The organism is Nocardia salmonicida NBRC 13393, from assembly GCF_001613085.1.
In the GTDB taxonomy this organism is placed as follows: domain Bacteria; phylum Actinomycetota; class Actinomycetes; order Mycobacteriales; family Mycobacteriaceae; genus Nocardia; species Nocardia salmonicida.
Genome location: NZ_BDBR01000005.1, coordinates 69,897 through 93,901 on the forward strand (window position 1 = coordinate 69,897; position 24,005 = coordinate 93,901).

The following is a 24,005-nucleotide window of genomic DNA, read 5'->3' on the forward strand; positions in this document are numbered from 1 at the left end:
GGTCTCAGGACGACTCGGCGGCCTTCTTGTAGCCGACGATCGCCGGGTAGGCGAAGACCACGACCATCCCCACCGTCCAGGCGACGGTCTTGAGCAGCGGTTCAGCGACCGGCCCACCGTAGGACAGCCCCTTCATCGCATCGATCGCACAGCTCATCGGCTGATTCGCGACCACGTCCTGCAACCAGGTGGGGTAGGCGAAGACCGGAACGAAGCCGGTGTTGAAGAACATCAGCAGCGTATTGAGAATGCCGATGAGGCTGATCAGCATGACGCCCTCGGTGATCGTGGCCAGGGCGGTCACCATCACCGCGAACCCGATGCCGAACAGCACCGGAACCAGGACCAGCGCGATATTGGCGAGCGGGTCCTCCATGAACAGGAAGCCGAGCGGCACCGCGACGAGCAGCACGATCAACGTGGTGATCAGGATGCGCAGCATCTCGGCCAGCAGCCGACCGGTGAGCAGCGAAGCCTTGTTCAGCGGCATCGTGTAGAACCGGCTGAGCAGTCCCGATGCCTTCTCCCGTTTGAACCCGAGCGCACTCACCACCGCGCCGGTCATGGCCGCGACCAGGGTCAGCAGCGCGGCCTGGCCGTAGATGCTGGGAGCGCCGGTGGCCGCGGTGATGGAGTCACCGAGCACGATGCGGAACATCAGCAGGGTCACCGCCGGGTAGGCGATGGTCTGGATGGTCGTCGAGGGGTCACGCAACCACACCATCAGCAGCCGCTTGGTCTGGATGAGGCTGTGGGTGAACCACACCGACACCGAACTCTCCGGCTTGGGATGCACCACCGGCAGGTCGGCCGCGGCCTCCTCGACCGACGACTTCTCGATTGTTGTCATGATCGCCTCACACTCGCCCACACAGCCAGTGGGAGGAAGAAAACAGCCAGTCCGCCGAGCCACGCCAGCGACACCCACGTGCCTGCCCAGCTCAGATGGCCCGCGGCCATATCGCTGAGGGTCTGGGCGAACTGGGAGATCGGCTGGTTGCGCGCGAACGGCCGCACCCACGCCGGGAAGCTGGCCTCCGGCACGAACCCGGTCGACATCATGCCGAAGATCAGAATCGGCAGGGTGAGGGCCTGGCTGAGCGCCTCGGGGTTCTTGGTGAGGCTGCCGAGCGCGTCGGCGCCGAGCGTGAGCACCACGCCGACGGCCAGCGCGAATCCGCAGAACGCGAGCGCCTGCAACCAACCGCCGGTGAACCGGAAGCCGATCACGTAGCCGTAGGCGACGGTCGCGATCAGCGAGACGATCGACCGCACCAGACCCGCGCAGATCCGCGACATCAGCGGAACCAGCGAACCGATCGGCATCGTCTGGAGTCGGGTACTCAACCCGGTGAGCGCTTCGAACGCCGCGAGCTGCGCGTTCGACATCATCGTCATGGCCATCGTCTGCAGCACGACGATCGGCATCACGTACTGCGCGTAGTCGATGCCCTGGACCTTCATCACGTACCGCAACGGCAGGTAGAAGGCCACGGTGACCACGAGCGGGGTGAGCACCGCGACGATCAGCTCGCCCTTGGTGGCCATGGTGCGCACGATGCGCCCGGTCAGCGCGCGCCACTGCGCGAAACTGCTCGGGTGCACAGCGGGTAGCTCGGCGAACAACGTGTTCGCCGCGGGGGTGGACACGCTCACTAGTGGCCGCCCGAGTGACCGGTGATCGACAGGAACACGTCGTCGAGCGAGGGCCTGCGCAGCGCGATGTCGGCGAGGTCGATGCCCGCGTTGTCGAGCCTGCGCAGCGCCTCGGCCAGGGTGGCGGCGCCGTCGGGGGCGGGGATGGACAGCTTGTCGGCGCCGTCGATATCGGCGGCGACGACAGCGGGCACCAGGTCACCGAGGGCCCGAACGGTCGCCGGGAGGCGGCTCAGGTCCAGCGGGACGATCTCGCAGTAGCTGCCGCCGGTCTTGGCCTTGAGCTGGTCGGCGGTGCCTTCCGCGATGACGGTGCCCTTGTCGATGACGATGATGTTGTCACTGAGGACGTCGGCCTCTTCGAGGTACTGCGTGGTGAGCAGCACCGTGATGCCCTGGTTCTTGAGCGCGGTGACCAGGTCCCACACGCCCTGCCTACTGCGCGGGTCGAGGCCGGTGGTGGGCTCGTCGAGGAACACCACCTCCGGTCGCACGACCAGTCCGCAGGCGATGTCGACGCGACGGCGCATGCCGCCGGAGTAGTTGCGCACGGCTCGCTTACCCGCGCTGACCAGGTCGAACTCTTCGAGCAGCACCTCGGCGCGCTTGCGCGCGGCCGATTTGGTCAGGCCCATCAGGCGACCGAACAGCTCGAGGTTCTCCCGGCCGGTCAGGTTCTCGTCGAGGGCGGCGTACTGACCGGTCATCATGATCGAGCGACGCACGCCCGCGGCGTCGGTGAGCACGTCGTGCCCGGCGACGACGGCGGTGCCGGAGTCGGGGCGCAGCAGCGTCGACAACACCTTGACCATGGTGGTCTTTCCCGCACCGTTGGGTCCGAGGATGCCCAGCACACTGGCCTTTTCGGCCTGGAAACTGATGCCCTGCAGGGCGTGCACGTCACCGAACGACTTGCGCACGTCGGACACCAGCACCGCGGGTTCACTGTCGCGCGACGCGACGCCACCTGCGGGCGAATCCACTGAGATCGAACTCGGCATCAACTCTCCACCATCGGCCGGGTGCGCACGGCCCTGAACGAGACGAGCGCACGCGGAAAAATTCTTCCCGGTAAGTGATCCATACCGTTCGGCGCGATGTTACCGGTCCGGCGGTTTTCCCGGCCCAGGTCCGCGTCGATGCGCCCAGTTTGCCGGGGCATCCTTCGCCTGCCCCAGTGGCGTTACTCACGTGGGCAGTGCAAGGGCAGTGCGTTGACCTTGTCGGCCGGGCCGCACACCCATACGCTGACAGCGGGGAAACACTCGTCTCACCGGCCCGCACGCGGGCGTGTTCGATCTTGTGGGGAGGTGACCATGGTCGAGTCGGCTTCCACTGCCGCGCCGATCGGTCGATCCGATGTGCTCACGGCCTTCGATCCGCGCACCGGTGAACAGCTCGCGCAGTATCCCGTCCACGGCACCGCCGAGGTCACCCGTGCGGTACGCACCGCCCGGGCCACCCAGAACTGGTGGGGCGAACTGGAATTCGGTGAGCGCAAGCGCCTGTTACTCGAGTGGCGTCGTCAGATCGCCCGCAACGCAGGCGAATTGGTGGAGATTCTGCGCAGCGAGACCGGCAAACCGGAGGCCGACGCCACCCTGGAAGTGATGCTGGCGGTGGAGAATCTGGACTGGGCCGCCCGCAACGCCGCGCGCACACTGGGTCGCCGCCGCCTGTCCACCGGCTGGTTCACCCGCAATCAGCACGCCTCCGTCGGCTATCTGCCGCTGGGCGTGATCGGGGTGCTCGGCGCGTGGAACAACCCCGTGTTCACACCGATGGGTTCGATCGCCTACGCCATGGCCGCCGGCAACACGGTGGTGTTCAATCCGCACGAGCTCAGTACCGGTGTCGGCACCTGGCTGGCCGACAGCTGGGCCGCGGTCTCGCCCGAACAGCCCGTACTGCAAGCGGTTACCGGTAATTCGCGGACCGCGACCGCCCTGTGCAAGGCCGAGGTGGACAAGATCGCCTACGCCGGGCCCGAGGCTCGCGGACGCGAGGTGATCGCCCTGTGCGCCCAGTCGCTCACGCCGGTGGTGGTGGAGAACAGCGGCAAGGGCAGCATGATCGTGCACGTCGACGCGATGCTCGACGCGGCAGCGGAGGCGGCGGTGTTCGGCGCGATGGCCAACGCCGGGCAGAACTCCTCCGGCATCCAGCGCTGTTATGTCGCCGATTCGGTCTTCGACGACTTCCTGGCCAAAGTGGCGGAGCGGGCGGCCAAGCTGCGTCCCGGCGCCGACAATCGCGCCTCCTACGGACCGATGATCAATGCCGCCCAGGTCGACGTGGTGCGCAGACAGGTTCGCGACGCGCTCGCCCACGGCGGGCACGCGGTGCTGGGCGGACTCGATTCGTTCCGCGACCCGTATGTGGAGCCGATCGTGCTGGCCGAGGTCCCCGAGGACAGCATCGCGATCACCGGCGAGGGCATCGGCCCGGTGCTCGTGGTGAACCGGGTCGCCGACCTGGCCGACGCGGTCACCCGGGTCAACGCGGCGGGCAACGGCATCGCCGTCACCATCTTCACCCTCGACATCCCCAGCGCCGAGTTCATCGCCGAACAGCTGAAAGTGGGTGTGGTGACCGTGAACTCGTCGACCGCGTTCACCGGCATCCCCGCCCTGCCGTTCGGCGGGGTCGGCGAATACGGACAGGGCCACAGCCACGGTCAGCAGGGTCTGCACGAATACAGCCGCACGATGTCGATCGCCCGCAGGCGCTACCGGGCGCCGATCCGGCTGTCCACCTTCGACCGTCGCCCTGGGCACCTACAGACCGCGAGAGCGATCTTCCGCCTCCGCCACGGCCGCGGCTGACCTGCTAGTTCTCGTCCGCCGAGCCGCTGCCGAGCAACACCGCGTCGGTGAGTGCGGTGAGGCGGGCCAGTTGTTCGGGGCGCGAGTCGAAGCGCAGCAGGCGACCGACGTCGATGATCTGGCCGACGGCGGCGTGCACGCGGAAACGCGCTTCGATCGGGTCGTCGTCGAGCAGGTTCGCCCATTCGAGGATGTTCTGTCGCTGGATGGCGCGCAGGCGGTGTTGCTCGGCCTGCGGGAGATTGCTGAACTCCGCGTAGTAGACCGGCATGATCTCGGGCGTCGCGAAGGTGAGGCGAGCGTGCTGGTCGGCGATGCGGCGGGCAGCGTCGGCGCGGTCGTCGCTTTCGGCCAGCGCCTCGCCGATCGCGACAGCGAGTCGGTCGGCGGTGCGATGAAAGGCCGCCGCGAGCAGGTCGGCCTTGCTGTCGAAGTGGCGGTACACGCTCGAGGCGTTGATGCCGACGGCGGCGCCGATCTCCTCGATGCCCGATTCGTGATACCCGTTGCGACCGAAGATCCGGATCGCCTCGGTGAGCAGCTGTTCACGTTTCGACGTCACCGGCAGCCCACGGGTCTGCTTGTCGGGCTCGGCCTCCGCCGGCGTCGGCGGCAACTCGGCGCGCACGATCGCCCAGGCCATCTGGAGCTGCACCGCGAGCATGCGTCCGTGCGAGAGGGTGGTGCGGTGCGCGGCGATACTGGCCAGCGAACTCAGCGCGCCGACCGCGAGCAGGACCACGTCGTCGGCGCTCGCCTCCGGCCGCACCTCGGCGATCCGCGCGGCGACGTTCGACTCGAGTTCGCGATAGAACGCGCGAATGCGCACCCGGTCATCGGGCTCGAGATAGCGGCGTTCCCAGCGGTAGAGCCCGGCCTCGCGACGGATGTCGATATTGCGTTCGGCGACGGCGGTGAGCACCGCGTTCAGCCTGGCTTCCGGGCTCAGCGACGGGTCGTCGGCCGCGGCGGCGACATCGCGCAAACCCCGAGCACCCTCCTCGGCGGCGGCCACGAGCAGCGCGTATTTGTTGGCGAAGTGGCGATACAGCGCGGGCCCGGAGATGCCGACCTCGGCGGCGATCTCGTCCACGCCGACCGGGTAGTAACCCCGCGCGCTGAACGCACGGGCGGCGGCCCGCATGATCTGCATCTTGCGGTCCTTCGGTCTGCGGCGCACGACGCGGGCAGGTGCGGTCGTCGGCTCGCGGGCCTGTTCGGCCTCACTGCGATCGGCGACCATGCACTCACTTTCCGTTACGCGAACCAGGTTGGACCAGTCAACCTAAGTTAACCACAATTCGCAAACGTCGAGGGCAGGTCGAAGAAATGGAACCGCCCCGGCAGCGACGTACTCGCTACCGGGGCGGTTCGAGAGAAGATCCGTCTACAGGCCGAGTCCGCGAGCCAGCGTCGGCCACGACAGCTTCAGCTCGTCCTTCCAGTAGCCCCAGGAGTGGGTGCCGCTGGGGCGGAAGTTGAAGGTCGCCGGGATACCGAGTTCGTTGAGCCGGTTGGCCAGATTGTGCGTGCAGTAGTTGGTGCCCGCCTCGATGACGCCACCGATCACGATCTGGTTGGCCAGGCCGTAGGCCCCTGGCAGCGCGTACGGACCGTTGAGGGTGTCGTACGGGCCGGGCAGACCGTTGCCGGTGGAGATGTAGAGATCGACGCCGCGCAAGCCTTCGGCATTCACGTACGGGTCGTTCTCGACCCATTCCGCCGAGCCCTCCGGACCCCACATGTTCATGGTGTTGCCGCCGCCCCAGGTCTCGACCGTGAGCTTCACGAACTCCGAACCGACGGGATCGGAGGTCTGCGCGCAACCGCTGTAGGCCGCGGCCGCCTTGTACAGGCCGGGCTTGGCGATCGGCAGCGCGAGCACGGTGGTGCCCGAGGTGGACAGGCCCGCGATCGCGTTCACACCGTTGGTGCCCAGCGCGCCGTCGACCAGCGGGGGCAGTTCCTCGGTGAAGAAGGTCTTCCACTTGTTGCGCCCGACGACCGGGTCGTCGTTGATCCAGTCGGTGTAGTAGCTCCAGGCGCCGCCGATCGGCTGGATGACGTTGACGTTCTTGTCGCCGAGAAACTCGAGCGCGTCGGTCTTGGCCACCCACGACGCCGAATCCTCGCCGCCGCCCGCACCATTGAGCAGGTACAGGGTCGGACGCGGGACCGAGGCGTCGGCGGGGCGCTGCACGTCGACGATGATGTTCTGGTCCATGGCCGCGGAGTACACGTGCAGTCGCAGACTGCGCGAGTCCTTCACTTCGGCCTTGACGATCTTGGAGCCGTCCTCGGAGACCGGGTTGGCGAGCAGGCTCTTGGAATCGATGATCGGGTCAGCTGATGCCGGGCTCGTACCGATGCCGGACATCAGTCCCGCCGCCACTGCCGTTGCCGCGATCATCGCCGCGGCCCTGGAGCCACGACGCCGGGTGTGCCGACGCATCAATTTCGCACCTTCGCTTCGTCTCGAATTCCGATTCGGTCCGTGCTCCCCTGCAGGGCACGAAGTTGCAACACGCCAGACCCTACGGGTTATCCGGTAGCTACAACAGGGGTAATCGTTACAACAGCGCGGTCACATCATGCCTCACCGGCACCACTGATGTCATCGCGCCCCGGCGTAAATGTCACCGCGCCCCCGCCGCACGGTCACCGGCGTCGAGCAGCTCCGCCAACCGTGGCCCGATCTCGGCCAGCGCCTGCGGCGAAGTCATCTGATCATGCACCACCGCGACCGGCCGATCACGCACCGCGCCGTCGACATACGGGGCCCAATTCGCCGCTGCCGCCTCGTGTCCGAGCGCGCTGAAGTACTCGAGCCTGCCGCGGAACACCGCGGGCCGGTGCTCGGCGATCAATTCGGCCGAGCGCACCGCGCTGCGATAGATCCGGCGCACCCGTTCGGGGGTGAGCACGGCCATGTTGGCCGGGATGATCGCGTGCAGCGCGGCCAGTGCGTCCTCGCTGAGTTCACGCACGCCCGCGGCAGGCAGCGCCGCGCTGATGTCGACGCCGAGTTCGGCGAGCGCGTCGCGGACCGCGGTGTGGAAATCGGGCACGTCGATATCAGGATGCGAATCCAGCATCGCCAGCAGCGACACCTGCTCCCCCGCCGCCTGGAGTTCGGTCGCGACGGCGTGGGCGAGCACGCCGCCCAGCGACCAGCCCATCAGCCGGTACGGCCCGTGCGGCTGCTGGGTCCTGATCTCGGCGGCGTAGCGGCGCGCCATCTCGGCGAGCGTGCCCGGCAGGTAGCCCGCCTCGCTGAGCGCGGGCGACTGGAGGCCGAAGATCGGGCGCCGGGCCGGAATGTACTGCGCCAGACCGGCATAGCACCAGGACAACCCGTACATCGGGTGGATACAGAACAGCGCGCCGCCCGCCTCGGTGCCGTGCGGTACCCGGTTGCGGATGGCCAGCAGGACACCGAGGGCGTCGTCGGATTCGAGGTCGGAGGTGAGGTCGTGTTCGCCGCCGGCGGACTGGGTGGCGTCGATCCGCTCGGCCAGCGCGGCGACGGTGGCGTCGGTGAAGAACCACTGCACCCGCACCTCGGCGCCGACCCTGGTGCGCAATCGGCTGATCGCCTTGGTGGCGACCAGGGAGTTGCCACCGAGTTCGAAGAAGTCGTCGTCGAGACCGACCTTGCCCGCGCCGAGCACCTCCGCGTAGACCTCGGCGACCGCGCGCTGCAACGGCGTGGTCGGGGGTCGGTAGGCGCGGGTGGTGAAGGCGGGGACGGGCAGGGCTTTGCGGTCGAGCTTGCCGCTGGCGTTGAGCGGCAGGGAAGGCAGCAGCACCAGGCTGGCCGGAACCATGTACGACGGGAGCGCCGCCCTGGCATGGGAGAGCAACGCGGACTGATCGAAACCGACAATGGTGGAGCCGCTTTCGATCGAGTAACCCTCGGGGCGCGCCGCCGCTCGAGCTTCCTCGACCTGCGCCTCGGCAGGCACGATGTAGCCGACCAGCCGGTCACCCGTCGGGCCGTGCACGAGCGCGACCGCGGCGTGCCGGACGCTGTGATGATCGCGCAGCACGGCCTCGACCTCGCCGAGTTCGATCCGCTGTCCGCGCAGCTTCACCTGGAAGTCACTGCGGCCCAGGTATTCCAGGCTCTCGTCGGAGGTCACGCGCACGACGTCGCCGGTGCGATAGAGCCTGCCGCCGCCCGGACGGGCGACGAAGCGTTCGGCGGTGAGCGTGGGAGCGCCGAGGTAGCCACGGGCCAGCTGCACGCCTTCCAGGTACAGCTCCCCCGCGGTCCCGGGCGGGACCGGTCGCAGTTGACGATCTAGCACGTGGACGCGGGTGTTCGCGACCGGCGTGCCGATCGGAATATTCACGCCGGGACCGGCTTCGACCTGCGCCGCGGTGACCACGGTGGCTTCGGCGGGCCCGTACCAGTTGACCAGCGTCGCCTCGGGCACCACCTGAGCGAACCGGCGGGCGGTCGAGGACGACAGCGCCTCACCCGCCGCGAAGACCCAGCGCAGCGAGGGGAATTCGCCGCTGTCGCGATCGGTGAGGAACGCGTCCAGCATCGACGGCACGAAATGCACGGTGGTGACGGCGCGTTCGGCGATCACCTCGGCCAGGTAGGCCGGATCACGGTGCCCGTCGGGGGCGGCGATCACCACGGTGGCGCCGGTATGCAACGGCCACAACAACTCCCAGGTGGCGATGTCGAAAGTGACCGGGGTCTTGTGCAGCACCACGTCGCCGGGGCCGTGCGGGTAGGTGCGCTGTGCCCAGCGGAACTGGTTGACCAGCTGCCGGTGGGTCAGCATGACGCCCTTGGGCGTTCCGGTGGACCCGGACGTGTGGATGACGTAGGCGAGATTGTCCGCCTTCGGCATCTCCAGCTCGGCCACTTCGCCACGCACAGCGTCGATCTCGATGACGGGAATGCCCGAGGTGGTCGTGAATCCGCCGCCGGCGAGTACGCAGATCGGCGCGGCGGCGGCCAGCACCCGCTCGGTCCGCTCGGCCGGATGGTCCGGGTCGACCGGCGCATACGCCGCCCCGGTCCGCAGCACCGCGTAGATCGCGGTCACCAGGTCGATCCCGCGCCGCATCGCGACCGCGACGAGCGTTTCCGGCCGGGCTCCCTCGGCCCGAAGCCCGGCGGCGAGCGCGCGCACGCGTTCGTCGAATTCCGCGTAGGTGTAGACGGTTTCACCGTCGATCAGCGCGGTGGCGTCCGGTGTGCGCTTGACCTGCGCGTCGAACAACGACAGCAGGGTGGCCTCGTCGAGCAGTTCGGGTGCGTCGGTGGCATTGACCGCCGCCAGCGTCGCGCGCTCCTCCGCGAGCAGCACGTCTATCTCGGCGATCCTGGCCTTCGGGCTGGCGGTGAACCTCGCCAGCAGCATCGAGAAGCGTTGCGCCATGGCATTCGCGGTGTCCTCACCGAACACATCGCGCAGGTACTTCACCGAGACCCGGAGCTGGGAGTCGGCGACGATCTGCACGGTGAGCGGGTAGTGGGTGCCGTTGGCGGCGTCCATCCCGGTGACGGCGGCCGACCCGGACGCGGCCTGCGCGAGCCCCTCGCGGTCGACCGGGAACGACTCGAACACGACGAGCGAATCGAACAGCGCGTCGATGCCCGCGATCTCCTGGATCTCACCGAGGCCGAGGTAGTGATGATCGAGCAGCGCGGCCTGATCGTCCTGCAGCCTGCGCAGCAACTCGGCGACGGTATCGCCGGGACGCACCCGCACCCGCACGGGAATCGCGTTGAGGAACAGCCCGACCATCCGCTCCACGCCCGCGAGCTGGGCGGGCCTGCCGGAGACGGTGGCGCCGAACACCACGTCGTCGCGATCCACCAGCCGGGCGATGAGCAGACCCCATGCCGCCTGGACCACGGTGTTCACCGTGACGCCGAGGCTCGCGGCGAGCTCGCTCAGCGCGGTGGTGTCCGAGGGCGAGAGCGCGAAGCCGGTCTCCCCCGTGCCCGTGGCGATCTCGCGGCCCTGATCGACGGGCGCGAGCGGAGTGGGCTCGGCCAGGCCGGTGAGCGCGGTGCGCCATGCCGTCCTGGCGGCTTCGAGATCCTGGTCGACGAGCCAGGCCAGGTAGTCGCGGTAGGGCGCGACCTTCTGCAGACGCCTGCTCCGGCCGCCGATCATGTACGCGGTGAGCAGCTCCTGCAGCAGCAGCGGCGTCGACCAGCCGTCGATCAGGATGTGATGGCTGGTGACGAGCAGATGCGCGGTCCCGTCGGTGCGCACCAGGGTGAACCGCAACAGCGGCGCGGCGGCCATGTCGAAATGCGTGGCCAGGTCGGCGGCGCGAATGCGCTGGTAGGCGGCGTCGTCGGCATCGATGACCTGCCACGGCACGTCGATGTCGTCGAGCACCACCTGGAGCGGGGTACCCGCGGCGTCGGTGGCGAATGCGACGCGCAGGTTGTCGTGCCGGTCGAGCACGGCCTGGGCCGCCTCGTGCAGTCGTTCGGCGTCCACGGACGGGTCGAGGTCGAGGACGAACTGGGTGATGTAGGGGTCGACCGAGTTCTCCGCGAGCAGCGCGTGGAACAGCATCCCCGACTGCAGCGGGGTCACCGGCCAGACGTCGCTGAGCAGCGGGTAGCGGCGGACGAGGCGCGTCAGCTCGGTCTGGCCCAGACGCACCAGCGGGAAGTCCGACGGCGTGAATCCGCCCACACCGGGCCGCAATCCGTGTTCGGCGAGTCCGCCGAGCGCGCGGATCCAGTGTTCGGCGAAGGTCTTGACCGCGTCCGCGGTGAGTACGGCGGTGGCGTAGTCGAATCGGGCGACCAACCCGTCGTCGGTGGCATCGACGGTGAGCACCAGCGCCAGGTCGTCGGCGGCGACGTCGGTGTGCACACGGGCCGGGCGCAGGTCACGCATGCGCACCGCGAATCGGCCGCGGTCCAGCGTGCGGACACTGTCGGAGGTCTCGGCGTCGAGGTAGCGGAGCAGGCCGAAACCGGCGCCGTGGGCGGGGACCGCGCGGCGCAGTTCCTTGATCTGGGCCAGGGCCGTCCCCGCGGCAGGACCGCCGACGAGCGCGTCGGCGACGTCGATCCCGTCCAGGCGCAGTGCCAGCGGGTAGTCGGTGGTGAACCCGCCGACCACGTCCTCGGCGTCGGGCCGACCGAGCAGGCGCTGGTCGGCGCGCAGCCGCACCACCGTGCCGATCACCCGTGCCGCGGTGGTCTCGGCCCCGGTATGCAGTGCCAGCGCGGCGGCGGTGAGCAGCACCTCGTCCACGGTGGCGCGGTAGGCGTCGGCGACCGTGCGCACCGCGGTGGTGCCCTCACCGGTGATGCTCAGCGAGACCCGGTTGCGCTGGTGCAGATCGACGGATTCGCCTGCCCTGGAACGGATCGCGCGATGCCAGTACTCACGTTCGACGCGCGCCGCGGGCGTGGACGGGTACTCGGCGAGTCGGCGGACCAGGTCGCCGAGTCCGGCATCGGGCGCGGCGGGCGCGGCGTGCCGGCCGCGACTCCATGCGGAGGTCAGCTGGTCGATCACCGCGCGCCACGAATTCTCGTCGAGGACAAGGGCATTGGCGACGACGACCAGGGTGGCCGAGCTACCGGCGTCGCCGGTGAGCACGAAGTGGATATTGCGCCCCTCGTCCGGGTCGAGCGCCGCGGCGGCCGCGGCGACGATGTCGTCGACGGGCAGCGAGGACTCACCGTCTTCGGTGTCGAGCCTGCGGAAGGCGCCGCCGGTACGTTCGTCGGGCGGCGGGATGCGCAGCACCGGGGTGTCGCCGGTGCGGTCGAGCAGCGCCCACAGCATCGGATGCTGGCTCATCACCGCGGCAGCGGCGGCCGCGACGGCCTGGTCCGGGCAGTCGGCCGGGACCTCGAGCAGTACCGCACGGGGTTCGACGACGCTCGCTCCCGCTTCGATGAGCTGGGCGGCGGTCGCGGTGAGCGGGAGCGTGGCGGACGGGACGCTCGGTTCGACAGTGACGTCGGCGCGTCCGGCCAGCGCGGCGACGGTGCGCGCGTCGAACAGATCACGCGGGCGCAGCACCACGCCGGCCGTCGTGGCCCGCGACACCACCTGGATGGCGGTGATGCTGTCGCCGCCGAGGGCGAAGAAGTCGTCGTCGAGACCGACCCGGTCGTGGCCGAGAACGTCGCCGATCACGCGGGCGATGGTCTTCTCGGCGGCGGTGCGTGGCGGTCGGTATTCGCCGCGGACGGCGGCCGGGTCCGGCAGCGCGCGCCGATCCAGCTTGCCGACCGGAGTCAGCGGAATCTCGTCGAGGACGACGATCGCGGCGGGCACCATGTAGTCGGGCAGCACCTGTGCGGCGAGCGCGGTGAGCTCGGCGGTGTCGAGAGCCCGGCCTTGATCGGCCATGACGTAGGACACCAGCATGGTCGAGCCGCTGCCGTTGTCACGACCGAGCGTGGTGACCCAGGCGACGCCGGGAGCGGCGGCCAGCACGGCGTCGATCTCACCGAGCTCGATGCGCAGACCACGGATCTTGACCTGGAAGTCGTTGCGGCCCATGAACTCGAGAACATCGCCGCGTCGGCGGACGAGGTCGCCGGTGCGATAGAGGCGTGCGCCCGCGGGGGCACCGGTCCGATCGCCGAAGGGGTCGGCGACGAAGCGCGACGCGGTCAGAGCCGGACGGCGGTGGTAGCCACGGGCCAGTTGGACACCGCCGAGATAGAGCTCGCCGGTGACGCCTTCGGGGACCGGACGCAGGCGCTCGTCGAGGATCAGGGCTCGGGTGCCACGGATCGGGCCGCCCATATGGACGGCGTCGCCAGGACGCAGCGTGTCGCTGATGGCGGTCATGACGGTGGTTTCGGTGGGCCCGTACCCGTTGTGGAAATGCCGCTTGGGCAGCGTGTTCCAGCGTGCGGCCAGGTCGGCGGGTACGTGCTCGCCGCCGATGATCAGGGCGCGCAGACCGGGGAGACCGTCGGGGTCGAGGGTGGCCAGAACCGAGGGGGTCAGGAAGGTGTGGGTGACGCCCTCGGTGCGGATCAGCTCGGCGAGTTCGGTGCCGCCGACGGATCCTGCGGGAGCGACCACGAGGGTGCCCGCGCCGCCGATGGCGAGCAGCAGTTCCAGCATGGACGCGTCGAACGACGGTGAGGCGAAAGCCAGTGCCCGCGTGGCGGAGTCGAGGTGGTAGCGCTGCTTCTGCTCGGCACAGAAGTTGGCGAGGCCCGCGTGGGTGACGACGACGCCCTTGGGCAGACCGGTCGAGCCGGAGGTGTAGATCATGTACGCGGCGTTGCCGGTGTTCGGCGGGGCGAGCAGTTCGATCTCGCGCAGGCCGACGGTCGCGCAACCGGCGATCTCGGCGGTGAACGCCCGATCGTCGAGCGCGACCCAGCCGCCGTCGCCGGGCAGCGCGGGCAATTCGGCGAGTTCGGCGGCGAGGGTGATGCCGAAGACGGCGCCGGAGTCGGTGACCATGTGGCTGATCCGCTCGGCGGGGTAGCCGGGGTCGATCGGCACGATCACCGCGCCGGTTCGCGCGATCGCCCACACCGCGAGCACCGATTCGACCGAGCGCCGAATCGCCACGGCGACAGCGGCTTCCGGACCGGCGCCGCGCGCGATGAGACCGCGCGCGAGCTGGTTGGCGGCGGCGTCGAGTTCGGTGTAGGTGAATCCGCGACCGTCGCCGCGCAGCGCGATGCCGCTCGGATTGCCGCGCACCGCGTCGTCCATCAACTGCGCGAGGGTGCGTTCCGGCTCGGCCGCCGGGCCGGCGAACGTGATCTGCGCGCGGAATTCGGCGGGGTCGAGCAGGTCGATATCGCCCACGGCCAGGTCGGGGTCCGCGGCCACGGCGGCGAGCAGACGGACGAAGCGCTGACCGAAGCTCGCTACGGTCTCCGCGTCGAACAAGTCCGTCGCGTAGCCGAATTCGGCGAACATGCCGCCGTTGTCCTGCTGCTCACGCACGGTGAGCAACAGGTCGAACTTGGCCTCTGCGGTGCGGGCGTCCAGCGCCCCCACCGTGATCCCCGGCAGCTCGAAGGCCACCGGCGCGAGGTTCTCGAACGACAGCGCCACCTGGAACAGCGGGTGCCTGCCCGCCGAGCGCGCGGGCTGGATCGCCTCGACCACCCGCTCGAACGGGACGTCGGCGTGGGCGAAGGCGCGCAGGTCGGTGTCGCGGGTCTGTGTGAGCAGCGCGGTGAACGGATCGCTCTCGGTGATCCGGCTGCGCAGCACCAAGGTGTTGACGAACATGCCGACCAGATCGTCGAGCTCACGCGCGCCACGGCCCGCGATCGGGGTGCCGATGGCGACGTCGCCGGTGCCGCTGAGCCTGGCGAGCAGCACCGCGAGCGCGGCCTGCACGACCATGAACACCGTGACGCCGCGGGCGCGGGCCAGTCCGGCGAGTTCGGCGTGTAGTGCGGCGTCGATCTCGAAGGCGCTGGTTGCGCCCGCGAACGACTGGACCGCCGGACGAGGCCGGTCGGCGGGCAGCGCGATTTCCTCGGGCAGCCCGGCGAGCTCGTCGTGCCAGTAGGCCAGCTGGGCGGCGGCCGTGGAGGTGGGGTCCGCTTCGTCGCCGAGCGCGTCTCGTTGCCACACAGCGTAATCGGCGTATTGCAGCGGCAGCGGCGACCACGCGGGCGGCGAGCCCGCCGTGCGCGCGGTGTAGGCGAGGACGAGGTCGCGGGTGAGCGGGCCCATGGAGAACCCGTCCGCGCTGATGTGGTGGGCGACGAACACCAGGACGTGGTCGTCGGCGCCGAGGCGCAGCAGCCGCAACCGGACCGGCGGCGCGGCGGTGACGTCGAATCTGGTGGCGACGGTCCGGCGCACCTCGTCGGCGAGCTCGTCGTCCGCGACCTCGACCGGCGTCAGGTCCACGCGCACCGCATCGGGCGCGAGCACATCCTGGATCGGCACGTCCCCACGCGCCGGATAGCGGGTGCGCAGGACCTCGTGCCGGGCGAACAGGTCGGCGACGGCGAGGCTGAGGGCGGGCAGGTCGAGGGCGCCGGTGAGGCGGATCGCGGCCGGGATGTTGTACACGGTCGCGTCGGGATCGAGCCGGTTGAGCAACCACATCCGCTGCTGCGCCAGCGACAACGGCACCCGCTGCGGGCGCGGTCCGGCGAGCAGTCGCGGCGCGGTCGCCTCGTCCGATCGGTGCACGCGCAGTGCGAGATCGGCGACCCTCGGCGCTTCGAACAGCAGCCGGACCCCGATCGAGCGATCGAGCGCCGTCCCGATCCGGGCCGCGGCCCTGGTGGCGAGGAGCGAGTTGCCGCCGAGGGCGAAGAAGTCGTCGTCGGCGCCGACGGAGGCGACGCCGAGGATCTCCCCGTAGACCTCCGCGACCAGCTGTTCGGTGTGGGTCGCGGGGGCACGGAAGGCGGCGGCCTCGAAGACCGGCGCGGGCAGCGCCTTTCGATCCAGCTTGCCGTTGACGGTGTAGGGCAGCTCCGCGAGCGCGACGAAGGCGTCGGGCACCAGATAGGTCGGCAGCTTGTCCCGCAGCGTGGACTTCAGCTGCGCGACATCGAGATCCGTGCCGACCACGTAGGCGACCAGCCGATCACCGAAGTGCGGGTCGGTTCGGGCCAGCACCGCGGCCTGAGTCACCTCGGGCAGTCCGAGCAGGACGGCTTCCACCTCACCGGGCTCCACCCGGAATCCACGGACCTTCACCTGGAAGTCACTGCGGCCCAGGTAGATCAGCTCGCCGCCCCCCGCGCGGGCGACGAGGTCGCCGGTGCGGTACATACGCGCGCCGGGCTCGAACGGGTCGGCGACGAAGCGTTCGGCGGTCAGGGCCGCCTTGCGCAGATAGCCGCGAGCCAGCTGGATACCGCCGAGGTACAGCTCGCCCCTGATGCCGGGGGCGACGGGGCGTAGGCGCTCGTCGAGGACGTAGACGCGGCTGTTCCATTCGGGACCGCCGATCGGAACGGTCAGCACGTCGGCGGTGCTGACCCGGTGATCGGTGATCGAGACAGCAGCCTCGGTGGGGCCGTACAGGTTGTCGATCCTGGTGCCCGGCAGGGCCTTCAGCAGGCGCTGGGCCAGTGCGGCGGGCAGGGATTCGCCGATCGCGAGGATGCGGGTCAACGGACCGACGCGGCCCGAACCCGTCAGACCGGCGCCGTTCTCGTCGTGCGAGTGCGACTCCCAGTAGCCCGACAGCGCCTCGAGCAGGGAGGGCACGGCGGTCAGGGTGGTGACGCCCGCGTCGGTGATCAGGGCATCCAGGTAGGCGGGATCGCGGTGGCCGTCGGGGGCGGCGATCACCAGGCGGCCGCCACAGACGGCGGCGGACCAGAATTCCCAGACCGACAGGTCGAAGGTGGCGGGGGTCTTCAGCAGGAAGGCATCGGCGGCGGTCGTACCGAATTCACCACGGAGCCACTGCAACTGATTGACCACCGCCGCGTGCGGCACCGCCACACCCTTGGGGCGACCGGTGGAGCCGGAGGTGAAGATGACGTAGGCGGTGTTCTCCGGGTGCAGCGGTGCACGGCGGTCGGCGTCGGTGATCGGGCGCGGATCAGCGGAGGCGATCACCGGGTGGTCGACCCGCACCACCGGCGCGGCGTCGGTACGGAAGCCCTTGGTGAGCACGCAGATCGGGGCGGCGGTGTGCAGGATGTAGTCGGTGCGATCGGCGGGCTGATCGGGGTCGATGGGCACGTAGGCGCCGCCGGATCTGGTCACCGCGTACATCGCGACCACGAGATCGATCGAACGCGGCAGGGCGAGCGCGACCAGCGACTCCGGGCCGACCCCGATCGAGATCAGGTGGCGCGCGAGCCTGTTCACCCGTGATTCGAACTCGGCGTAGGTGAGCTCGAGGCGACCCTCGGGCAGATCGGCCACGAGTGCGACGGCTTCGGGCCGGGCGACCAGCGGCAGATCGGCGAGCGTGCCGCCGGGCACAGCGAGATCCGCTGCCCCGCTGACTGTTTCGGATGCCAGCTCGGCGGCGGTCCGTAGCTCGATATCGCCCACCACCACGGCGGGCTCGTGCACCACGGCGTCGAGTACCAGCGCGAGCCGGTCGGCGAAGGCTGTCACCGTCGCCGCGTCGAAGAGATCGGTGGCGTAGGTGAAGAAGCCCTCGATGCCGGTGGGCGCCCCGTCCGCGTCGTACCCGTCGCCGACGATCAGATGCAGATCGAATTGCGACACAGCCAGTTCCGCGGAGACCGGCGCGATCCGCAATCCAGGCAGTTCCAGTTCGGCACGGTCCACGTTCTGGAAGGAAAGACCCACCTGGAACAGCGGATGACGTGCGGTGGAGCGCGGCGGATCGAGCACCTCGACCAGCCGCTCGAACGGAATGTCAGCGGCGGCGAACGCGGCGAGATCGCTCGCGCGCTGGGCGGCGAGCAGTTCGGCGAAGGTGGCGCCACCGTCGTAGCGGGTGCGCAACACAACGGTGTTGACGAACATGCCGATCAGATCATCGAGATCGCGCTCACCGCGTCCGGCGACCGGAGTGCCCACCGCGACATCGGCGGCGCCTGCCAACCGCGCCAGCAGCACCGCGAAGGCGGTGTGCAACACCATGAACACGGTCGCGCCACTCTCCCGCGCGATCCGGGTGAGCGCGGCGTGTGTCTCGGCGCCGATGCGCACCGGCACCCGGCCGCCCACGAGCGAGGCGACCGCGGGCCGTGGGTAGTCGGCAGGCAGTTCCAGCAGATCCGGCAGGTCGGCGAGTTCGGACCGCCAGAACGAGAGCTGCTCGGCACCAGCGGATTCCGTGTCGTCCTCGGCACCGAGCCGGTCCAACTGCCACAGCGCGTAGTCGGCGTACTGCACCGGCAGCGGCGGTTGATCCGGGGCATGGCCCGCGGCGCGGGCGAGGTAGGCGGTGGTCACGTCACGCACGAGCGGCGCCATCGACGAGGCGTCGCCGGCTATGTGGTGCACCACCACGGCGAGCACGTGCTCGGTGGGCGCGTCGGGTCCGCTGCCGGTGATGTCGAGCAGCCTGACCCGCAGCGGAACCTCGGTCGTCACGTCGAACGCTGTCGACGCGAGTGCGGCCACCTGCGCTGTCGCGTGGTCCGCATCGATCCGGTGCACGGTGACGTCGAGGTCCACCGCGTCGACCGGCAGGATCTGTTGGATCGGTCCGTCGGCGGTGTCGGGGTAGATCGTGCGCAGCACCTCGTGACGGGCCAACACGTCGCGCAGGGCGTCGGTGAGGGCGGGCACGTCGAGGGTGCCGGTCAGACGTAGCGCGAAGGGGAGGTTGTAGGCGGCGGCTCCGTCGTCGGCGCCCTGGTCGAAACGGTTGAGGAACCACATGCGGCGCTGGGCGGGCGAGAGGGGCAGCACGTCGGGGCGGGGCAAAGTGCCCAGTCCAGAGGTCGGTTCCGCCACCACATCGGAGCCGAGAACAGCGGCGAGCGCGGCGACCGTGGGGGTTTCGAAGAGCGTGCGCACGGCGACGCGGCCACCGGTGGCGGCACCGAGCCGGGCGACCAGGCGGGTGGCGATCAGCGAGTTGCCGCCGAGCGCGAAGAAGTCGTCGTCGGCGCCGATATCGGTACGGCCGAGGACTTCTCCGAACAGACCGGCGACGAGCCGCTCCTGGGTGGTGCTCGGTGCGCGGAACGCCCGCGCGGTGAAGCTCGGCGCGGGCAGCGCCTTGCGGTCGAGCTTGCCGCTGGGGTTGAGCGGCAGCCCGCCGAGCACGGTGATCGAAGCCGGAACCATATAGACCGGAAGGGTTTTGGAGACAGCGGCGCGAAGCCGGTCCGGCTCGGTGCCGTGGCCGTGGGCGGGCACCACGTAGGCGACCAGCTGGTCACCCAGCTCGGTCGCGACGACCAAGGCCACTGCCTGGCTGACGGATTCGTGCGCCAACAGCGCGGTCTCGATCTCGCCGAGCTCGATCCGCTGACCACGGAACTTCACCTGGAAATCGATACGCCCCAGGTAGTCCAGTCGGTGCGGGGCGTTCGAGGTGGGCCGTCGCCACACCACCAGGTCGCCGGTCCGGTACATCCGCGCGCCCCGCACGGGGCCTGGCGTGCGCGCCCCTTCGGACCCGCTGCCGGACACCGAGGCGAAGGGATCGGCGACGAAGCGATCGGCGGTCAGGCCGGGCCGCGCGAGGTACCCACGGGCGAGCTGATCCCCCGCGAGATAGAGCTCTCCCGCGATGCCGGGGGGCACCGGCCGCAGCCGCTCGTCGAGGACATAGACACGGGAGTTCCACTGCGGCAGCCCGATCGGCACCGAGCGCTCGCCCGGACGGGCGGGCCAGTAGGTCACCGAGACAGCGGCTTCGGTCGGACCGTACAGATTGTGCAACCTGGCCGAGCTGACCGCGGCCATGGCATCGACGGTCTCCGCGGGGAGCGCCTCACCGATGACGAAGATCTCGCGCAGCGACGCCAGGTCGGCGTGGCCCGCCTGCCCGGAGTCCTCGGCCGCTGCCTGGGCGGCGAACATCGTGAGCATCGACGGGACGAAGTCGGTGACGGTGACCTGGTGCTTGCCGATCAGGTCGATCAGATAAGCGGGGTCGCGATGGCCGTCCGGGGTGGCCAGCACCAGTTTCGCGCCGACGCGCAGCGGCATGAAATAGCCCCACAGCGACACGTCGAAGGTGGTCGCGGTCTTCTGCAGGTACACATCACCCAGCGCGAGCGGGTACTTCGCCAGCATCCACACCAGCTGGTTGTGGATGGCGGCGTGCGAGATCGCGACACCCTTGGGCTTGCCGGTCGAACCCGAGGTGAAGATGACGTAGGCCGGGTTCTCGGGACGCAACGGCGCGCGCAATTCCGAGGGCAGGACCGGATCACCGGGTACTCCGACGACATCGAGATCGTCGAGCGACAGCAACGAGGTGCCGTCCGGGACCGCGATGGCATCGGCGCGGGTGCTCAGCACACACGCGGGCCGGGCGGTGTCGAGGATGTAGGCGATGCGCTCGGCCGGGTGGTCGGGGTCGAGCGGCACATACGCGCCGCCCGCGGTGAGCACCGCGTACATGCCGATCACCAGTTCCGGTGAGCGGCGGATAGCCAGGCCGACCAGACTTTCGGGACCGACGCCCTGCTCGATCAGCACCCGGGCGAGGGCGTTCACGCGCTCGTCGAACTGCCGGTAGGTCAGCTCGGTGTCCGCGTAGACGAGCGCGGTGGCGTCCGGATGTATCTGCACCGCACGGCGATACGCGTCGAGCATCGGCTCCGGCGGCACCGGATGACGGGTGTCGTTCCAGCTCACCAGGGTCTGCTCACGCTCGGCCTCGGTGAGCAGATCGATGTCGGCGATCGCGATATCGGCGTCGGTGGCGACCGCGTCGAGCAGATGGGTGAACCGGGCCGCCAGGGATTCGATGGTGTCGGCATCGAACAGATCGGTGGCGTAGTTGAACGACGCGGCCATCGGCTCGGTCGGATCGGCGCCGGGCACGATGGTGAGCTGCAGGTCGAAACGTGCCACCGCACCACCGAATTCGACCGGTGTGGCGTCGAGGCCGGGTAGTCGCAGGTTCGGCAGGTCGAGGTTCTGGAAGAACAGGGCGACCTGGAACAGCGGGTGATGGGCCTGCGAGCGAACCGGATCGAGCAATTCGACCAGGCGCTCGAACGGCAGGTCCGCGTGGGCGAAAGCGGCGAGGTCGGCGCGTTTGGTCGCGCGCAGCAGTTCGGCGAAACTCGCTCGCGGGTCGAGGTGCGAGCGCAGCACCAGCGTGTTGACGAACATGCCGATCAGGTCGTCGAGTTCGCGGGCGCCGCGCCCGGCCACCGGCGTACCGATGGCGATGTCGTCGGTGTGCGCGACGCGGCCGAGCAGCACCGCGAAAGCCGCGTGCACGACCATGAATTCGGAGGCGCCGCTGCGCTGGGCGAGCGCGGCGAGCGCGGTGTGCACCGCCGCCGGGATCTGGAAACCGAATTCGGCGCCGCGGCCGGTGAATACGGGCGGGCGAGGACGATCGGTGGGCAGGTCGAGGCGGTCGGGCAGGCCCGCGAGCGCGCTGCGCCAGTGCGAGATCTGGGCGGTGGCAACAGAATCCGGGTCCGCTTCGGAGCCGAGCAACTCGCGATGCCAGAGCGTGTAGTCGGCGTACTGCACCGGCAGTGGCTGCCACCTGGGTCGCGAGCGGTTGCGACGGGCGAGGTAGGCGCCGAGCAGATCACGCAGCAGCGGCGCCACCGAGGCGCCGTCGGCGGTGATGTGGTGCAGGGCCACGGCGAGCACATGGTCGTGCGGCCCGAGCTCGGCCAACGCCACCCGGAACGGCACACCAGCGGCGACGTCGAACCCGGTACCGGCGAATTCCGCCAGCCACAGCGGCAAGTCGTCCTCGGTGAGCGAGTCGACCAGCACATCGGGGACAGCCTCGGACATCGGCAGCACGACCTGGTGGCCGACACCGTCGACCACAGCACCGTCTTCGCCCGCGCGCGCACCACGCTCACGCTCGTCGGCGTTGTAGACCGGGTACCACGTGCGCAGCGATTCGTGCCGACCGACCAGGTCCGTCAGCGCCGCGTGCAGCGCGCGAGGGTCGAACGGTCCGGACAGGCGCAGCGCGAACGGGATCGTCTCGGCCGTGGAATTCGGATCGAATTGGTTGAGGAACCACATCCGCTGTTGCGCGGGCGAGAGCGGGATCAGTTCGGGACGCCCGCGCGGCACCAGCGGCGCGTGCCCGCCCGCGCCCTTCAGCGGCTCCAGCAGCGTGGCGAGTCCTGCGACAGTGGGACTTTCGAAGACGTGACCGGCGGGTACCCGCGCCGAGAGCTCTGCCCCGAGGCGCGCCGCCGCCCGCGTGGCGAGCAGCGAATTGCCGCCGAGCGCGAAGAAGTCGTCATCGGCGCCCACCGGGTTCTCCGGCGCGAGCAACTCGGTGAAGATGTGCGCCACCAGCTCTTCCATCGCACCCGAGGGCGCACGGAATTCCTCGGCCCGCAGGGTCGGTGCGGGCAGCGCGGCCCGATCGAGTTTGCCGACGGGAGTCAGGGGGATGGCGTCGAGCACGGTGAGCGCGGTCGGCACCATATGCGCGGGCAAACCGGTCCTCGCGTGCTCGAACAGCTGGTCGGTGTCGATTCGCGCGCCGGGTGCGGCGTGCACGTAGGCGGCGAGAATCGTGGTGCCGTTGTCGAGTTCGTGCCCGATGGTCACGGCGAAGTCGACGGTGTCGTGCGCGGTCAGCACGGTATCGATCTCACCGAGCTCGATCCGGAACCCGCGCACCTTCACCTGGAAGTCGTTGCGCCCCACGAACTCGATCGCACCGTCCACCCGGCGACGCACCAGGTCGCCGGTGCGATACATCCGCCCGTCGGCCCCGGCGAAAGGGTCGACCACGAAGCGCGACGCGGTCAATCCAGGCTGACGGTGATAGCCACGCGCCAACCCGTTGCCCGCGATGTACAGCTCGCCGATCATCCCGTCGGGCACCCGAACCAGGCGCTCGTCGAGCACGTACTCGGTCACCCCACGCAGCGGCGCACCGATGTTCATCGTGTCGCCCACCACCAGCGGCGCGCTGATATTCGTCACGATGGTGGTCTCGGTCGGCCCGTAACAATCGTGGAACCGGCGCGAATCCGTGGCCCAGCGTCGGATCAGGTCCGGCGGGCAGGCCTCGCCACCGGTCGTGACCACGGCCAGCGTGTCCAGCCCGGCCGGATCGAGCGAGGCCAGCGCGGCAGTGGTGATGAACATGTGCGTGACGGCTTCGCGACGCAGCACATCGGCCAGCTCGGCCCCGCCGAGAATGCCGGCGGGTACGAGCACCATCGCGGCCCCGGCGCCCACCGCCATCAGCAGTTCGAGCACCGCCGCGTCGAACGAGGGCGACGCGAAATGCAGGGTGCGTGAGGTCGGCTCGATCGCGTAATGCGCGCGCTGCTCGGCGCAGTACCCGGCCAGCCCGGCGTGCGTCACCACAACGCCCTTGGGCAGGCCGGTGGAACCAGAGGTGTACACCACATAGGCGGGGTGCTGCAGCCGCAGCGGGCGCACCCGGTCGGCGAAGGTCACCGGATCGCCGGACTGATCGTCGGTGGCGCGACGCACGCCGTCGTCGTCTAGACACAGCCAGTCGAGCGCACCCGGCAACCGGTCCACCGCCGCACCGACCGCGACGCCGAGCACAGCACCGGAATCGCCGAGCATGTGGCTTACGCGGGCGGGCGGATAGTTCGGGTCCACCGGCAGGAACGCCGCACCGGTCTTGGTCACCGCCCACATCGCCAGCACCGATTCCGGCGAGCGCGGAATGCCGACGGCCACCACGTCCTCGGGACCGACGCCGCGGGCGATCAGCAGTCGCGCCAGGCGGTTGGAACGTTCGTCGAGCTCGGCGTAGGTCCAGCGCACCGGTGCCGAGACACCGTCGTCCCAGGAGAGCGCGAGCCCACTCGGGTTCGACTCCACGGCCACGGACAGCAGTTGCGGCAGCGACTTCCCGCGCTGCCGGGCGCGGGCGCCAGACGCCCGGTTCGCCCGGGTCACGACAGTTCCGTCCGATCGACGGAGTCGACTTGCCGTTGCCCGGTCATGC

Annotated in this window: 6 protein-coding genes and 1 pseudogene; 1 reads left to right on the forward strand and 6 read right to left on the reverse strand. The window is 69.8% G+C overall.

Annotated features, from left to right (window positions below; translation table 11 throughout):
* Window positions 1–4 precede the first annotated feature (4 nt).
* The 3 genes from NS1_RS06065 to NS1_RS06075 are packed head-to-tail and all read right to left on the reverse strand — an operon-like array spanning window position 5 to window position 2,657.
* Entirely contained in the window at window positions 5–850 is an 846-nt protein-coding gene (locus NS1_RS06065; protein ID WP_056819265.1) for an ABC transporter permease, read from the reverse strand.
* Complete coding sequence (locus NS1_RS06070; RefSeq protein WP_062982471.1) at window positions 847–1,656, reverse strand: ABC transporter permease; 810 nt, start codon at window positions 1,654–1,656, stop codon at window positions 847–849. The genes NS1_RS06065 and NS1_RS06070 overlap by 4 nt, the downstream gene beginning before the upstream one ends.
* Complete coding sequence (locus tag NS1_RS06075; protein ID WP_056818502.1) at window positions 1,656–2,657, reverse strand: daunorubicin/doxorubicin resistance ABC transporter ATP-binding protein DrrA; 1,002 nt, start codon at window positions 2,655–2,657, stop codon at window positions 1,656–1,658. Before NS1_RS06075 ends, NS1_RS06070 begins: the two co-directional genes overlap by 1 nt.
* 315 nt (window positions 2,658–2,972) lie before the next feature.
* On the opposite strand from NS1_RS06075, the gene NS1_RS06080 reads away from it, so the two are divergent.
* Window positions 2,973–4,481, forward strand: a complete 1,509-nt coding sequence (locus NS1_RS06080; protein ID WP_062982823.1) for an aldehyde dehydrogenase family protein — start codon at window positions 2,973–2,975, stop codon at window positions 4,479–4,481.
* Between the two features lie 4 nt (window positions 4,482–4,485).
* On the opposite strand, the gene NS1_RS06085 is transcribed toward NS1_RS06080, so the two are convergent.
* The 3 genes and pseudogenes from NS1_RS06085 to NS1_RS06095 form a co-directional block, all read right to left on the reverse strand.
* On the reverse strand, window positions 4,486–5,724 hold the full coding sequence (locus NS1_RS06085) for a TetR/AcrR family transcriptional regulator (RefSeq protein ID WP_062982473.1): 1,239 nt from the start codon (window positions 5,722–5,724) through the stop codon (window positions 4,486–4,488).
* Window positions 5,725–5,868: 144 nt separating this feature from the next.
* Window positions 5,869–6,891, reverse strand: coding sequence for an alpha/beta hydrolase (locus tag NS1_RS06090; RefSeq protein ID WP_062982476.1), 1,023 nt, complete (start codon window positions 6,889–6,891; stop codon window positions 5,869–5,871).
* A 226-nt stretch (window positions 6,892–7,117) separates the two neighbouring features.
* Window positions 7,118–23,956: pseudogene (locus tag NS1_RS06095) on the reverse strand (amino acid adenylation domain-containing protein); the annotation flags it as partial.
* Window positions 23,957–24,005: the final 49 nt, after the last annotated feature.

What these genes read in the sequence shown, in the direction of transcription:
- NS1_RS06085 (WP_062982473.1), bottom strand. Translation starts at nt 5,724, where the DNA reads ATGGTCGCCGATCGCAGTGAGGCCGAACAGGCCCGCGAGCCGACGACC.
- NS1_RS06075 (WP_056818502.1), bottom strand. Translation starts at nt 2,657, where the DNA reads ATGCCGAGTTCGATCTCAGTGGATTCGCCCGCAGGTGGCGTCGCGTCG.
- NS1_RS06080 (WP_062982823.1), top strand. Translation starts at nt 2,973, where the DNA reads ATGGTCGAGTCGGCTTCCACTGCCGCGCCGATCGGTCGATCCGATGTG.
- NS1_RS06065 (WP_056819265.1), bottom strand. Translation starts at nt 850, where the DNA reads ATGACAACAATCGAGAAGTCGTCGGTCGAGGAGGCCGCGGCCGACCTG.
- NS1_RS06090 (WP_062982476.1), bottom strand. Translation starts at nt 6,891, where the DNA reads ATGATCGCGGCAACGGCAGTGGCGGCGGGACTGATGTCCGGCATCGGT.